Origin of the sequence: Hoylesella timonensis 4401737 = DSM 22865 = JCM 15640 (assembly GCF_000455445.1) — a bacterium.
Taxonomy (GTDB): domain Bacteria; phylum Bacteroidota; class Bacteroidia; order Bacteroidales; family Bacteroidaceae; genus Prevotella; species Prevotella timonensis.
In genome coordinates this window covers 69632-84577 of sequence record NZ_HG417096.1, presented here as the reverse complement: position 1 = coordinate 84577, position 14946 = coordinate 69632, and the positions used below count along the sequence as shown (strand labels likewise).

16 protein-coding genes are annotated in these 14946 nt (G+C 39.9%); 7 read left to right on the top strand and 9 right to left on the bottom strand.

Going from position 1 to position 14946, the window contains the following annotated elements; genetic code table 11:
• The first annotated feature begins 68 nt into the window (after positions 1–68).
• Positions 69–695: a hypothetical protein gene (locus BN35_RS07935; RefSeq protein ID WP_025071626.1), complete on the top strand. Its 627-nt coding sequence runs from the start codon at positions 69–71 to the stop codon at positions 693–695.
• Complete coding sequence (locus tag BN35_RS07930; protein WP_025071625.1) at positions 692–979, top strand: winged helix-turn-helix domain-containing protein; 288 nt, start codon at positions 692–694, stop codon at positions 977–979. The genes BN35_RS07935 and BN35_RS07930 overlap by 4 nt, the downstream gene beginning before the upstream one ends.
• 143 nt (positions 980–1122) lie before the next feature.
• Here BN35_RS07930 and BN35_RS07925 read toward each other — a convergent pair whose 3' ends face one another.
• The 5 genes from BN35_RS07925 to holA all read right to left on the bottom strand — a co-directional run bounded on the left by BN35_RS07925 (position 1123) and on the right by holA (position 5719).
• Positions 1123–1449 (bottom strand): hypothetical protein, encoded by a 327-nt coding sequence (locus BN35_RS07925; protein ID WP_025071624.1) that lies wholly within the window; start codon positions 1447–1449, stop codon positions 1123–1125.
• 65 nt (positions 1450–1514) lie between these two features.
• Positions 1515–2426: a dihydroorotate dehydrogenase gene (locus BN35_RS07920; protein WP_025071623.1), complete on the bottom strand. Its 912-nt coding sequence runs from the start codon at positions 2424–2426 to the stop codon at positions 1515–1517.
• Positions 2414–3190 (bottom strand): dihydroorotate dehydrogenase electron transfer subunit, encoded by a 777-nt coding sequence (locus BN35_RS07915; RefSeq protein ID WP_028900783.1) that lies wholly within the window; start codon positions 3188–3190, stop codon positions 2414–2416. Before BN35_RS07915 ends, BN35_RS07920 begins: the two co-directional genes overlap by 13 nt.
• A 261-nt stretch (positions 3191–3451) precedes the next feature.
• The gene (locus BN35_RS07910) at positions 3452–3919 is read right to left on the bottom strand and encodes a helix-turn-helix domain-containing protein (RefSeq protein WP_025071622.1); all 468 of its coding nucleotides are present in this window, start codon (positions 3917–3919) and stop codon (positions 3452–3454) included.
• Between the two features lie 771 nt (positions 3920–4690).
• Positions 4691–5719: a DNA polymerase III subunit delta gene (gene holA, locus BN35_RS07905; protein ID WP_025071621.1), complete on the bottom strand. Its 1029-nt coding sequence runs from the start codon at positions 5717–5719 to the stop codon at positions 4691–4693.
• A gap of 149 nt (positions 5720–5868) precedes the next feature.
• Between holA and BN35_RS07900 the strand changes: the two genes are divergently transcribed.
• The 3 genes from BN35_RS07900 to BN35_RS07890 all read left to right on the top strand — a co-directional run bounded on the left by BN35_RS07900 (position 5869) and on the right by BN35_RS07890 (position 8552).
• Positions 5869–6318 carry a type I restriction enzyme HsdR N-terminal domain-containing protein gene (locus BN35_RS07900; RefSeq protein WP_025071620.1) on the top strand — a complete coding sequence of 150 codons (450 nt, stop codon included), beginning with the start codon at positions 5869–5871 and terminating at the stop codon, positions 6316–6318.
• A gap of 111 nt (positions 6319–6429) precedes the next feature.
• Positions 6430–7668: a sialidase family protein gene (locus tag BN35_RS07895; protein WP_025071619.1), complete on the top strand. Its 1239-nt coding sequence runs from the start codon at positions 6430–6432 to the stop codon at positions 7666–7668.
• 68 nt (positions 7669–7736) lie between these two features.
• The gene (locus BN35_RS07890) at positions 7737–8552 is read left to right on the top strand and encodes a DnaJ domain-containing protein (RefSeq protein ID WP_028900784.1); all 816 of its coding nucleotides are present in this window, start codon (positions 7737–7739) and stop codon (positions 8550–8552) included.
• A 277-nt stretch (positions 8553–8829) separates the two neighbouring features.
• Here the strand turns inward: BN35_RS07890 and BN35_RS07885 are convergent, their stop codons facing one another.
• The 4 genes from BN35_RS07885 to BN35_RS07870 all read right to left on the bottom strand — a co-directional run bounded on the left by BN35_RS07885 (position 8830) and on the right by BN35_RS07870 (position 12191).
• Positions 8830–9660: a zinc ribbon domain-containing protein gene (locus BN35_RS07885; protein WP_028900785.1), complete on the bottom strand. Its 831-nt coding sequence runs from the start codon at positions 9658–9660 to the stop codon at positions 8830–8832.
• An 84-nt stretch (positions 9661–9744) separates the two neighbouring features.
• The gene (locus BN35_RS07880) at positions 9745–10533 is read right to left on the bottom strand and encodes a Nif3-like dinuclear metal center hexameric protein (protein ID WP_025071618.1); all 789 of its coding nucleotides are present in this window, start codon (positions 10531–10533) and stop codon (positions 9745–9747) included.
• 241 nt (positions 10534–10774) lie between these two features.
• Complete coding sequence (locus BN35_RS07875) at positions 10775–11563, bottom strand: ABC transporter permease (RefSeq protein WP_025071617.1); 789 nt, start codon at positions 11561–11563, stop codon at positions 10775–10777.
• A 4-nt stretch (positions 11564–11567) separates the two neighbouring features.
• The gene (locus tag BN35_RS07870) at positions 11568–12191 is read right to left on the bottom strand and encodes an ATP-binding cassette domain-containing protein (protein WP_028900786.1); all 624 of its coding nucleotides are present in this window, start codon (positions 12189–12191) and stop codon (positions 11568–11570) included.
• 686 nt (positions 12192–12877) lie between these two features.
• Here BN35_RS07870 and BN35_RS07865 point away from each other — a divergent pair.
• Both BN35_RS07865 and BN35_RS07860 read left to right on the top strand, forming a co-directional pair.
• Positions 12878–13927 carry an agmatine deiminase family protein gene (locus BN35_RS07865; RefSeq protein ID WP_025071615.1) on the top strand — a complete coding sequence of 350 codons (1050 nt, stop codon included), beginning with the start codon at positions 12878–12880 and terminating at the stop codon, positions 13925–13927.
• Between the two features lie 127 nt (positions 13928–14054).
• Positions 14055–14942 (top strand): carbon-nitrogen hydrolase, encoded by an 888-nt coding sequence (locus BN35_RS07860; protein WP_025071614.1) that lies wholly within the window; start codon positions 14055–14057, stop codon positions 14940–14942.
• Positions 14943–14946 lie beyond the last annotated feature (4 nt).

The following is a 14946-nucleotide window of genomic DNA, read 5'->3' as shown; positions in this document are numbered from 1 at the left end:
ACTAAATGTTTAACCAGACACATCACGCTTGATATATGCAATAAGTGTGTCGCAATAACGTAACGAAAATGGAAGAGAAGAAGATTTCGGAGCAGGAGAGCCTTGAGCTTATCACTCGAATGATAAACCAGACAAAGAAGGATTTATCTGTAGGCAATGGTGACAGTTTCCTTATATGGGGCTACCTTAGTGCTGCAATATCGTTGGCAGTAATTGTCATGCTGCGCGCAACCAACGACCCAAAATGTGGTTGGCTTTACTTGGCCATACCGATAGCAGGATTCGCAGTCTCAAGTATAAAGACCTACATGGCAAAGCGCAAGAGTCATGTGGCAAGCACTTATGCAAGCAACACTATAAATAAAGTGTGGGCTATTATAAGTGCAATGTTTGCAGTCTACGCCATTGACTGCCTTTTACATTTCGGAGAAGTAAGGAGTTGGAACGGAATGTTTTTGTTGGGTATGTTGTTGCCAGGTATAGGCACATACACCTCTGGCGTAATACTCAAAGAGAAGTCGATACAGATATGCGGACTTCTTGGTGTAGTGATTGGCACTGGATGGCTTCGCAACTTTGTTTCTGGTGACCAAGTTATAAGTATTATGCAGATGGGACTGATGGTCTTTTCCTTTGTCATTACCCTTGTCATCCCCGGACATATCCTTAACTTCAAAGCAAAAAAGCAACAATAATGAAAGAGTTGGATCCATTACTCCATAGCCAGTTGCGTCTTGCCGTAATGTCGATTCTGCTGAATGTAGAGAAAGCAGACTTCAACTATATCAAAGAAAAAACTGAATCGACGGCAGGCAACCTTAGTGTACAGTTGGATAAACTGGTCACAGCAGGCTATATATCAAAAACTACAGATGGCTCGGGCGTAAAACCCCGAACTATCTGCAAAATGACAGACACGGGGCGTAATGCCATGACGAAATATGTGGAGGCATTGAAGACGTATTTTGCAGGGTTGTAATAAGCGGTTGTAGAATGTACTTATATGATATTCGTATTTGACATGTAAAATCTGTGAAAATCCGCAATACAAACAAATGAACGATGGTATGACTAATTAGGGTCTGCTCAATAATGACAACCCATGATTGTTGTACCATCAGTTTATTCAGGTGTGTCTTTATCCATAACAACAATAACTTTCGTAGAACGATAGACTTTAATTGTCTGACTATGATCTATAAATCCTTTTTTGGAAAAACTAAATTTTGTGTCTATACCTCGGCTTGTTGTAGGTAGCATTATCATATACCTAAATCTTCCTAACGAATCTGTACGCATACGAAAATTCATCAGATCGTCTGAAATTAAAACACTATCTAAAGGAACATTATGAACATCCACCACAAGCCCTTCCAAACTTTGTACTCTCTCGCATGAGCATAAAAAAGAAGCAAAGGCTATGCTGATTAATATACATTGTATTTTCATAGAAATGTTTTTTTAGAGCCTAATCGGATTCAGCAGATGAACGAGATATGCAACATTAAGCCGGGTCAATCGTCCAATGCGCCAATAATTTCGGTTACAGAAGCACAACCATGCTGCTCCAGCCATTGGTTAATACCATCACGGACCTGAAGGGTTATGGTGGGATCAACAAAATTAGCTGTGCCTATCTGTATCGCTGTTGCGCCCGCCATCATAAATGCAATGGCGTCTTCTGCCGATGAAATACCTCCCAGTCCAATGACAGGAATCTTGACTGCTTTTGCCACTTGCCATACCATTCGCAAAGCTACTGGCTTCACTGCAGGACCGCTAAGTCCTCCTGTCGCAATACTAAGAATAGGTTTGCGACGCTCAATATCAACCGCCATACCCATGAGGGTATTGATTAAGGAAACGCTATCGGCTCCTTCAGCCTCACAAGCCATAGCAATATCTGCAACATTGGTGACATTGGGCGACAACTTGACGATGAGTGTCTTGTGATAAGCCTGTCGAACTGCTTTTACAACACTGGCGGCTCCAGCACATGTCACACCAAAAGCCATTCCTCCAGCCTTTACATTGGGACAGGAAATATTCAGTTCGATAGCGGGAATCTTGTCCAACTCATCAATGCGAGCAGCGCAGGCAGCATAATCATCGGGGGTGTTCCCACTCACATTGACCAACATGTGGGTATCAATGTCCTTTATCTTTGGATAGATTTCACGACAAAAATAATCCACTCCCTTATTCTGAAGCCCCACACAATTCAACATGCCAAAAGGTGTCTCTGCCATTCGTGGGTAAGGATTTCCCTCCCGATGATGAAGCGTTGTACCTTTCACAATGATGCCACCAAGCTGATCTAAAGGCACCAAATCAGCATACTCTAATCCATATCCGAATGTACCCGAAGCGGTAAGAATAGGATTTTTGAAGTCAATATTATTTATTTTTACATTTAGAGCGGCCATAACAACTTCTTTATATTTAACACAGGACCTTCTTTACATACACAAATATGCCCTTCTGTCGTGTTCTCTACACAGCATAGACAGGCACCTAATCCACAAGCCATATCATTTTCAAGGGATACTTCACACGTTATATTTTCTCTTTTGGCATAACGAGCAACAGAGAGCATCATGGGCTTGGGACCACAAGTCGCAATTCGGTCAAAGCGTTTCTGACGAAGAATTGAGTGTCCTGTAACGAAGCCAGACTCGCCTTCCGAGCCATCTTCGGTCGTGAGATACAACTCGCCATACTTTCTAAACATGTCTTTTTCGAGAAGTTCGCTGGATGTTCTTACTCCTAAGAGGAAAGTTGGCTGCGCTCCCATTTCAGCTATTCGCCTGCCTAAGAAAAGAAGAGGAGCAGTACCAACACCGCCACCAATCAACAGACAGTTTTCTTTGGGACTGGAAGGCATGGTAAAGCCGTTACCCAATGGGTACAAGCAGTTAACTCGTTCACCAGGTTGTAAGCGCACTAACTGTCGTGTTCCCTCACCAACTGCTGCAATTAGCAGCAATAGCTCATTCTTTTCGTAATCTACCATATTGATTGAAATGGGACGCCGCAAATAGGTAGAGGGGGAACGATCCACTCTAACCTGTACAAACTGCCCTGGCACCATCTCTGGAAGCTGCGAAGATGACCGTAGGCGCATTAACCAATGTCTGCTACTTAATTGCTCGAGAGAATGAACAAGCAAGTCTTCACAAATTTTCTTCATCAAATAAAGCTTTATTTGTATATATAAATATGTGTACAAGCATCACCAAAGTTTCAAAGCTGATTGACACAAAAAGAAGTATTCATTCGTTACGCCTTTCAAACCCTCAGTGCTACACTTCTTAAATCGATACAAAGGTAACATAATTTACGAGGTTTGGCAAACGAAGAAACTAAAATAATGCCCTCATCAATGAAGAGATTGGAACGTAAAAACTATTAAAAAAGGAAGCATAACAATTAAGGAAAAAGATTGCACACTTTACTTTTTAGGTACAAAAGTCTCCCAAGTTTGGTCATCATAAAATATTCTGATTTCAGTAATCTTTCGTTCTTTTTTGTCAAGAAAATTCATATTTATTTGTTGAGATGAAGAAGCAGGATTTGTACTTATAGGAGGTACTGATGCAACTTGTCTCGTAGAAGGGTGGGTATCTATAGAAGAAGTATCATCAAAGTCTAAAGTTGGTTGTAATTGAGTAGAGACATTTGAGCTTTTTAGGTCGTCATGAGAATCGCCATCCAGAAACATTGAACCTTTTCCATACATCAACCAATCTAAATTTATAGAAGGAAATTTACTTTTAATGGCATCAATATGATTAAGTGTTGGTTTAGTTCGATCATTAAAAATGCTACTCAATGAGGCAGGGGATATATCTAACACCTCTGCAAAACTTTGTTGATTCATGTGATGAGCCAACATTAATTGCCTAATTCTATCCTTCATTTCGTCCATAAGCTTGCTTTTAGAGGTTAATTCACTAATTTTCGTTGATTTTACAAAGGTAAACATTAAATTGGACATACAATTCATTTTCCTAAACTATTTTCAAACAGCAAATTCGTTTATATAAACATAAACCATTTGCATTTGTAAATCAAAACGAATTGATGGTATTTGAATTCTTAATTCATAAACATAAACCGGTCTTTTAGTCATATAACTTTGTATAACGTAAAAATGCTAATAACTGATTATATTTCACTTACGTGTTACTTTTCAGTGTTTATTACAAAGATTCTAATGTCTTTTTGCAATTTATGTACCTATTCACTGTAAAATGCTTGATAAAATACACGTAAGTTATTTGTTATCATAGTAAAACATGTGATTGTATTGTACGTATAATTATGAATACAGGAAACTAAATCTATATATTTACATATTTGAATTATTACAACAAACTACTTTTTGTTTAGAATATAGAAATATAAATCAACAAAACGATAAAACAAAATATACATTTATATAATTTAGAATACAAAAATAAAGAAATGGAAACTATAATAAACGTTAATAAGAAATCGTAAGCATAAAATTAGTGCTTATTTTCTCATAACTCTCATATTCTGGACCATCCCTCAAGTTGCTCTTAAATATGCGAATTTTGAGCATACTAAAAACACTTAAAGTCTTATTATATCGGGCTTTAAGGGCAAAAATGGCGAAAAAGAAAAGTTTGATTATAGAGAAAAAGTAACGAAAAAAGTATGTTTATCAGTGCAAAATGAAGAAAATAAGCTCTTTCATCAGGTCTCCCGTTGACGTATTTGGGTTGTTGATACCTTTTGATTTGGCATCAATCTCTCTAAACTTAGAAATAATCTGCATGGTTTTCTTACCTGAGTAATTTCTCATCCCACTCATATAATCACGAGCAGCCCAACCTCCTCTTAACTCTAAATATTGAGCCACGGCATTATCTGTTTTAGAGGGAGCATAATAAGCAATCATCAGATTTTGGAAATAATTAAAAAGTAATGGAAGAAAGGAATAGATAGATCCTGCCTTTGGATTATTGTCAAAATATTTGATAATTTGATTTGCCTTAAAAATATCACGATTTATCAAAGCAGCTCTCAATTCAAAAGCATTAAAATCTTTGCTCACTCCTATTTGCTTTTCAATTAAAGTAGGATCAATCTCTCGAACATTTTCAGGAAGAGATATAAGAACTTTTTCTAAAACAGATATGAGACGATTTAAGTCAGCGCCCACATGATCTGCTATCATAACACTCGACTTAAAATCAATAGCAATATTTTTATTCTTTAGATAAGAGAGTATAAAGTTGGGGAGATCACTCTCACGCATCTTTTTACTTTCAAAAACAATTCCTAAGGCATCTGCTTTTTTTATAAGTCGCTTACGACTATCAATAGTACCATTTTTATGACATAGCACCAAGATCGTAGAACGAACAGGATTCTCGAGATATTTAGCAATCAGCTCCGTATCTTTTAAATTCTGTGCCTCTTTCACAATGACTACACGATAATCAGCCATCATGGGGTAACCTTTTGAAAGATCTATAATTTGTGCAGCGTTGACATCCGCTCCAAATATAATATTTTGATTAAAATCTCTCTGTTCTGGTTGTAGAACATGCTCAGCAATGTAGTCCGCAATTTTATCAATATAATACGACTCATCACCCATTAATATATATATAGGTGAAAAATGACGAGCTTTTAATTCTCGCATTACTGACTCGTATGTGACTCCTGCTTTTGGCATGTCATTCATAAAAGAATGAAAAAGAGATACAAGTTCAGCAGAATTTATTTTTGAAAACGTCTCAAGTAATCACCTGAAAAATGTTCACAAAGTTCTTACTAATCTCTTTTACCTTCTTCTTTTTTATTAACTTTGTATTTGAATGCAAAATTACTAAAATGTTTCGATTAAACCTACCCCAATACCAAATAAAATTAGGGGGTACAAAGGACAAGCCCACTATTTTTGATATTCTTCGAAGAAGATATGTAGCACTCACTCCAGAGGAATGGGTTAGGCAGCATTTTATTCATTATCTCATTGAACACAAAAACTATCCAATGTCACTTTTAGCAAATGAAGTTTCGTTAAAGATAGCCGATAAGACCTTGCGCGTTGACAGTATCTTATTCGATCTTACATTAAAACCCAGAATGATTATTGAATATAAAGCGCCTCATATCCCCATTACACAGAAAGTTTTTGACCAAATCTCTACCTATAATTTCTTACTTCATGTCGATTATTTAATTGTTAGCAATGGTATTGAAAGCTATTGCTGCAAGATGAATTATGAACATAAAAATTATATGTATTTAGATAGCATCCCTTATTATCAAAATCTTTAACACCTATCACAGATACTCAGCTTTTTTACGTATATTTGTAAACAAGAAGTAAAACTCTTATGGACAACTCAATACGTGATTTTATTATATAACAAAAAAACACCACTACTTATGAAAATTTTTAGATTGATATCTTTTTTATGGTTACTTATAACTGGTCTTGTTGTACAAGCCTCAAACAACCAGCATCACCAACAACTGCTTTTTGAAACAGATTCAGCCAACGAAATCCCATATCGCATTCCTGCCATTGCTCAATGCAGAAATGGAAACTTGATTGCTGTTTCTGATTTCCGCTATTGTGGTTCTGATATTGGTTACGGTGCTGTGGACTTAGTGTACCGCATCAGTAAAAATAATGGCAATACTTGGTCACCCATTACCAAACTTGCTGACGGACATGGTGATGAAAATCGCATTCAGTGGGATTACGCTTTTGGCGATTGTGGTTTGGTAGCCAATCGCACCAACAGCGAGGTGTTGGCTGTTTGCGTAGCGGGCAAAACGGTTTACTTTCAGGGCAAGCGTGACAATCCTAACAGAGTGGCAGTGTTTCGCAGTAATGACAATGGAAAGACTTGGGACAAAGGACACGAGATTACAGAGCAGATTTATCGACTATTTGATGGTCGCAAGCAAGGTCCAATTCAGTCTTTGTTCTTTACCTCAGGCAGAATTCATCAAAGCAGATACGTCAAAGTAGGAAAATATTATCGCTTGTACTCAGGTCTTTGCACGCTCTCGGGCAATTTCATTGTTTATAGCGATGACTTTGGGTATCAGTGGAAAGTTCTTGGTAATATCGACGAATCTCCCTGCAAAGATGGTGATGAAGTGAAATGTGAAGAGCTTCCTGATGGTAGTCTTATTCTAAGCTCAAGAGCAGAAGGCAGAATGTTCAACATCTTTACCTTTACCAATATCAAAAAAGGTGAAGGTCATTGGGACAGCCGACAAACAACACCCGATATGGCTCATATCAAGAACCAATGCAACGGGGAAATATTGGTTTTACCAGTCGTGCGTAAATCTGATGGTCAGGAAACATATTTAGCTCTTCAATCGGTACCTTTTGGACCACAACGTACAAACGTGGGCATCTTTTACAAAGAAATTGGAAAGAAACACCTATCAGCTCTCGAGTTTGCATCCCATTGGAAAAGAGGGATGTTGGTTCATCCTGGACCTTCATCTTATTCCACTATGATAGCTCAAAAGGACGGACGAATAGGATTTTTGTGTGAAGTTGGGCAGAAAAATAATCACATTTCCTATCAATCGCTTGACTTGGAAGAGATCACCAACAACGAATTTGTGCTTTCTAAAAAACGTTTCAAGAAGGGCTACTAACTCATATGGCTGAATGAAACACATTCAGCTATGAAGACAAAACTAAAAACACATTATACAACAGATATATGGCAACAGGAAAATGGATTGGCGGACTACTTGGATTTTTACAAGGTGGTGCTCTCGGAGCTTTGGCGGGGTTCGCTTTAGGATGGCTTTTTGACAATGAAATAGATGCCGTTAACGAACCTTATCAAAATCGTGAGCATGGACAAACACAGTCTCACGCCAACCAACGAGGTAGCCAATGGCAGCGCGTGCAAGCAGAACGCCAACGCAATTCTTTCCTCTTTTCGTTTTTAGCACTAGCCTCCTATATCATTCGAGCTGACGGAAAGGTGATGCACTCTGAAATGGAATTACTACGAAACTTCCTACGTCAGAACTTTGGAGCTATCGCTGTAAAGCAAGGAGAGGACATTGTTCTGAAACTTTTTGAACAACAAAAGCAAATGGGGTGGCAACGATTCCAATCCACTATCCAACAGGCATGCTTCGAAATACGTAGCCAAATGGCTTACCCAGAGCGTCTACAACTGCTCAATTTCTTGGTCATCATGGCACAAGTTGATGGTCATGTTGTAACCGAGGAAATCAATGTGCTCAAAGAAGTTGCCATCAATTTGGGACTTTCTGCCACCGATGTAGACTCAATGCTCAACCTCAAAGACAGTTCTTCCAGTCTGGAAGCTGCTTACCGTGTGTTGGGCGTCTCTCCTTCTGCCTCCAATGAAGAGGTAAAGAATGCGTATCGACAAATGGCTCTGAAGCATCATCCTGACAAAGTTTCCACTTTAGGGGACGATGTTCGCAAGGCTGCGCAAAAGAAATTTCAAGAAATAAACAATGCAAAAGATAAAATCTATAAGGCAAGAGGATTATAAACTGTAATTTACCTCATAGATATTTGCAAATAAGGTGCCATCTACAAACAAAATTTTGCCCATATCAATCGGTGTCACTGTATAAGTTCTGTTGATAAATCGGCACAAAATAAACCAAGGAAAAGATGCCTTTGCTTTACCAAACGAATGACAGAACACTGTCAGATAAAGCTGTCCACCTTTTCCTTGGTTTTATATTGAGTGGGAGAAGTTGTCGAAGCTTGCATATTAGCGAACCTTGACGAGTGTACTCCTCCACCACCTTTATAGCATTTGGCTAAGCTTCATCAGCTTTTTTTGTTGTCTTCCTAATGCTACGCTTGCGCTTCGGCTTTTCTTCAACCGCTGTTTTTTCTACCTCAACACCAGCTAATTCGGGGTCAATCATAATACGGCCACAGTACTCACACACAATCACTTTCTTGTGCATCTTGATATCCAACTGCCGCTGAGGTGGTATTTTGTTAAAGCAGCCACCGCAAGCATCTCGCTGTACATAGACAATTCCCAATCCGTTACGTGCATTTTTACGAATACGCTTAAAGCTGGAAAGCAAACGAGGCTCTATCGTCACTTCTAAACCTTTGGCTTTTTCCTTCAGTTCCTCTTCCTCATCACGAGTTTCTTGCATGATTTCATCCAGCTCACCTTTCTTCTCTTTCAGCGCAACCTTTCTATCACTAAGCAGTGCTTCGGCTTCTTTTAAGTCGGCTTCTTTTTCCTCTATCTTTATGAGTGCTTCCTTAATTTTCTTGTTACAGAGTTCTATTTCAAGACTCTGAAACTCTATTTCCTTGGTCAGCGTGTCGTACTCACGGTTGTTCTTCACCTCATCGAGTTGTTTCTTGTAGCGCTCTACACTCGATTCCGCATTGGCAATATCAGCCTTTTTTTGAGATATAGCCTTCTTAAATTCATCTATTTCAGTCTGAATTTTTTCCATACGAGTAGTCAAACCTTCTGTCTCGTCCTCTAAGTCCTGGACTTCTAAAGGCAACTCACCACGCAAAGCACGCTTCTCATCAATAGACGAGAGGGTTGTTTGCAATTCATAGAGAGTTTTCAACTTCTCTTCTACCGATAAGTCTGTAGGATCTTTTTTTGCCATGTTTTATTGTTGTTATTGAATAATTGATACTATGTAATTCAAAATATACCACTACATTTCTTCTTCCACAATGACATTTTGGTTTTAGAAATAGATAATGGGATTCGTGTTGATACTGGATATACAGCAATGTGCTTCTGGAAACTCTTTTTGAATAATCTCCTTAAAAATCTCACTCGTGAACTGTTCACTTTGATAATGACCAATTACTGCTAATTGAATGCGCTGCTCCATGTCAAAGAAGTCGTGATAACTCATTTCGCCTGTTACAAACGCATCAGCTCCTGCTTGTAGAGCCTCACTCAACAAAAATGCACCAGAGCCTCCACAAAGCGCAACACGCTTGATGGGGCGACGCAATAGTTGGTTCGCCTGTACACATTCGACCTCAAAGACACGTTTCAGTAGAGAGATGAAATCATCGGCTGCCAGTCCTTCAGCAAAGGTTCCAACAACCCCCTCACCTCCTGTAACACCGTCAACTATTTGCTCTTTGCCTATAAAAGACAAATTTTGCAACCCCAACTTTTCGGCTATTTTATAGTTTACGCCACCCTTAGCACTATCCATATTGGTATGCATCGCCACTATTGTGATGTGGTTCTGTATTGCCTTCATGACAGTACGCTGCACATAGTTTTGGTTGGAGATGCACGACAGCTTTCTGAATATCAACGGATGGTGTGCTACAATTAAATTACAGCCAAGCCGAATTGCTTCATCAACAATCGGTTCGGTCACGTCTAAACACAATAAAGCCCCTGATAGTTCCGCCTCTGTCAGTCCAACTTGCAACCCAGCGTTATCAAAATCTGCTTGCAAGGGCAAAGGCGCGAATCGTTCAAGGGCACTCACCACTTCTTTTATCTTCACGCTATTATTCGATTAGATGCTGCAAAGATACTGCTTTTAGCTCAATTATGCAACTCCCAAGGCATTGTTTAACTTTATTTTCTATTCTGTCATTTATCTCTTTTGTAATTTTACCAATGTCTTTTTGGTTCTATTTTTTTCTTTGAACCAATTCTCTACGAAGAGACAATGATTGATAACGTAGGACAGTTACGGACAAGGAACTATCACAAAAACTACACGCATCTTTAAACAAAACAGTTCATTCTGCTTGTTGATGTGGCTTATCGCCCTTCAATTGATGATAATCATCCAACAAATATCTGCGTGACACCATCACCGTAACAATGACAGAAATCATCGAAGCACTAAACATGGCTATCAACAACACCAACTGGAAAGCTAAGGCAGTAAAAACGCCTGCGCCTGCTAACATCATACTCCATAAAACAATAGGAGATACACCTATTAACATCCGCCCCATAGTGGAGATATTAGGAAGTGCTGCTCGCTCTATGGTGCGTCGAAACAGATAGCCAAGAGCCTGAGAATGCTTCATGCCATTCCCTAATAGATAATGGTAGAGCTGGCTGTGATGACGCAAGCCCATGAAATAAATGTGCAATGCCTGACTGTTCACTTGTATCAAATGCCCCGTCAACAAACCGACAACAGGAATAAGGAAACGAACTTCCAATGGATTTCTTACACCCACGACAAGCCACAAAACATAAAGCCCAACTACCAAGACGCCTGTGAGCGTACCAGCCATTACGGGTACAAACAACTGCCGAATAGGTAATTTAGCACGTCTCATCGTGAGTATCGCACCTATCGTCACCATGAGCAAAGCGAACAAAAGGGTTATGCCCCACTGGTTCAGTGCCATCACTTCATACAGCAGAAATCCTAAGACAAGGAGTAGCCCCATCATCCTAACGGTGGCTCTCACTGTCTTTGTGAGTAAGGTAGAATGATATAGATACAGCACATAACACGGGATAAGCAACAGCAAAAATCCCCACACATATTGCATGAACGTGATTTCCATTTCTTTACTTTGTTAATTTTACTATTACATCAGCCACCTGAGCACTCTCCTCGTCCATGGTAGTGAAACATACGACGCTATCTTCTGACCTCAAACTTTTTATATACGTGGTAACAATCTTCAGACTTTCCTCTGTTTGATACAAAGTTGGCTGATTCATAAGAATCATTTTTCGGTCTAACATTCCTGCCACCGATAGTACGATGCGTTGCTGGACATCAGCAGGGAGAGACTCCCATACTGCATCATAACAACTTCTCTCAATGGCTAAAGCTTCCCATTCTTTCCAAAGTGCTTTCTTCTGCTCTTTCATCATTGACAGAGAATTACCCATGAGCGTGCACAAGAGTTCGGATACCTGCATGTTTTCAAAGGCGAAATTTACAGGAACATACGCTATCTTCTGCCTAAAAAAAGATGCAGAGAGTGGTATTATTTCTTCACCGTCTATGGATACATACCCCTTATTCAAAGGAAGAAAGCCCAAAAAGGCGTGTACCAAGGCAGTCAATGCCTCACTCTTACATCCCACAATAGCTGTTATTTGTCCTTCTCTTGCCATAAAAGAACAATCCTCGAGCAGCGTCTTTCCTGCTACGGTAATGGTGGCATCCTTGATTTCTATCATACATTGGCAAATTTACACAAAAAAAATAAACTGATTGTCAACTAACTTACAAAAACGATATGAATGTTTCTTTTCTGTGTGAATATCTGTGTGAAGAATTGGAGGTACGCTGCTTGGAAGGAAATAAAATGCTGAATTTTCTTTACAAAGTGCCTCTCATAACTCGCGTGAAAACAACCAACGCCAAAGTTGGTCGCAAATACGCGAGAAATGAGCGACTTTCATAATCCATTGTTATTGAGATCATTACGTTTAAGTTTTCTCTTTTCATTCGTCTTTTTACCATTTCTTGCCGATTGAAGCATTAAGATAAGCTTACTATTTGCATGCTTTAAGCCGGCTGAAGCATGTGAATAACACCTCTAATGCGTGTTTCCAAGACCGTAAAATCAATGTTTCAACTTGAAAAGGCATCGTTTTTGATAAAATCAGCCCATTTTTGCATGTCGTTTACCTATTGATTTTTTCTATTTCGCAGATTTTAGATGGTCGATTTTTGGTAAAATGATAGGACAAAAACAACGTATATCTCTACCAAATAATAATATTAAAAAAGACAATTCTTTTCGGTATGAGTATTCGTAAAAATATAATGCACCAAACATAGGTTTTTGAAGAAATCGCACCACAACTCATTTTTTTCATGTATATTTGTAACAATTATTAAAAGCATAGTTTATTTGTAAATGGATTTACAAGACGTAAAATACTACCTGCCAGCTGAATGGGAGCCGCAAAAAGCCGTGCAATTGACATGGCCACATGCCCATACCGATTGGCAACCCTATTTGCAAGACATCATTGACACCGAAATACAACTGGCAAGGGTGATTGCAAGATATCAGGAGGTGCTCATTGTCACACAGGATGTGGCAGCGACGAAACGTCACTTCACGGCACAGGAATGCCAACGAATTAGGTTCGTAGAATGTCCTCTCAACGACACATGGGCTCGCGACCATGGTTTCATCACCTTACTGTCCAAAGACGACAAGGCTGCTCCCCTACTCTTAGATTTCCAATTTAACGGTTGGGGAAACAAGTTTGAAGCTTCCAAGGACAATCGTATCAACAGGCAGCTTGTAGCGCAAAACGCTGTAAAAGGCGAATATGTAGATTACAACGACTTTGTCTTGGAGGGCGGTTCCATAGAAAGCGACGGCAAGGGAACTATCCTGACCACCAGTCTCTGCTTGCTCGCTCCAAACAGAAACCAACCGCTGACACAGCAAGAAATAGAACGAACGTTGCTCGACAGATTGCACGCCGACCGCATTTTGTGGATAGACCATGGAAAGCTGGTGGGTGATGATACGGATGGACACATAGACACCACCGTGCGCTTTGCCCCAAATGACACCTTATTATATATAGGTACCAATGACGAGGAGGACGTGCAATACAACGACTTCAAAAAAATGGAACAACAGTTGAAAACTTTCCGAACGATTGATGGAAAGCCTTATCGGCTACTGAGACTTCCCATGCCCAAAGCCATCCACTACCAAGGTGAGCGTCTGCCAGCCACTTACGCCAACTTCGTTGTCATTAATGGGGCGGTGATAGTTCCTACCTATCAACAAGACGAACTGGATGAGCAAGCACTCGACATCATTGGGACAGCCTTCCCCCACTGCGACATCATTCCTATAGATGCCACAACCGTGATTAAACAGCATGGCTCGCTTCACTGTCTCACCATGCAACAACCGATAACTTTGAACTTTGAATATTGAGCTTTGAACTTTATGATTGGCAAAGCTATCAACTCGTGAACTCGTAAACTTGTCAACTAAAAAACTCATGAACTCGTAAACTTGTCAACTAAAAAACTCATAAACTCATAAACTTAAAAACTAAAAAATGAACGAAATAAGAATAGGAATACTACAATTGCGGAACACAAAATGTGTAGACGATAACAAAAAGAAAATAGCCGAGAATATCACCGACTTGGCGCAGCGTGGCGCACAACTTATCGTGCTGCAAGAGTTGCACAACTCGCTCTACTTCTGTCAGGTGGAAGATGTAAACAACTTCGATTTGGCAGAACCGATACCCGGTCCATCAACCGAGTATTATGGCAAGCTCGCCCAACAATTAGGTGTCGTCATCGTTACCTCCTTGTTTGAGAAACGAGCTCCTGGCCTGTATCACAACACGGCTGTAGTGATTGAGAAAGACGGAACTATCGCTGGTAAATACCGCAAGATGCACATACCTGACGACCCCGCTTACTATGAAAAGTTTTATTTCACACCTGGAGATTTAGGTTTCCACCCTATTGACACCTCCGTAGGACGCTTAGGTGTATTGGTATGTTGGGATCAATGGTATCCAGAGGCAGCCCGACTCATGGCATTACAAGGAGCGCAACTCCTCATCTATCCCACAGCCATTGGTTACGAAAGTAGCGATGACGAAGATGAGCAACAGCGACAACGTAACGCATGGATGACCGTTCAGCGAGGGCATGCAGTAGCCAATGGACTGCCAGTGATCACTGTAAATCGAGTTGGACACGAAGACGACCCTTCTGGACAAACCAATGGCATTGACTTTTGGGGCAGTTCTTTCGTGGCTGGTCCACAAGGAGAATTGTATTATCAGGCGTGCGATGACGATGAAGAAAGCGTGGTGATAGACATCGATCTCGACCATAGCGAACAAGTACGGCGCTGGTGGCCATTCTTACGAGACCGACGGATTGAGAACTATCAGGACATCTTGAAAAGATATATCGACAAGTAGTACC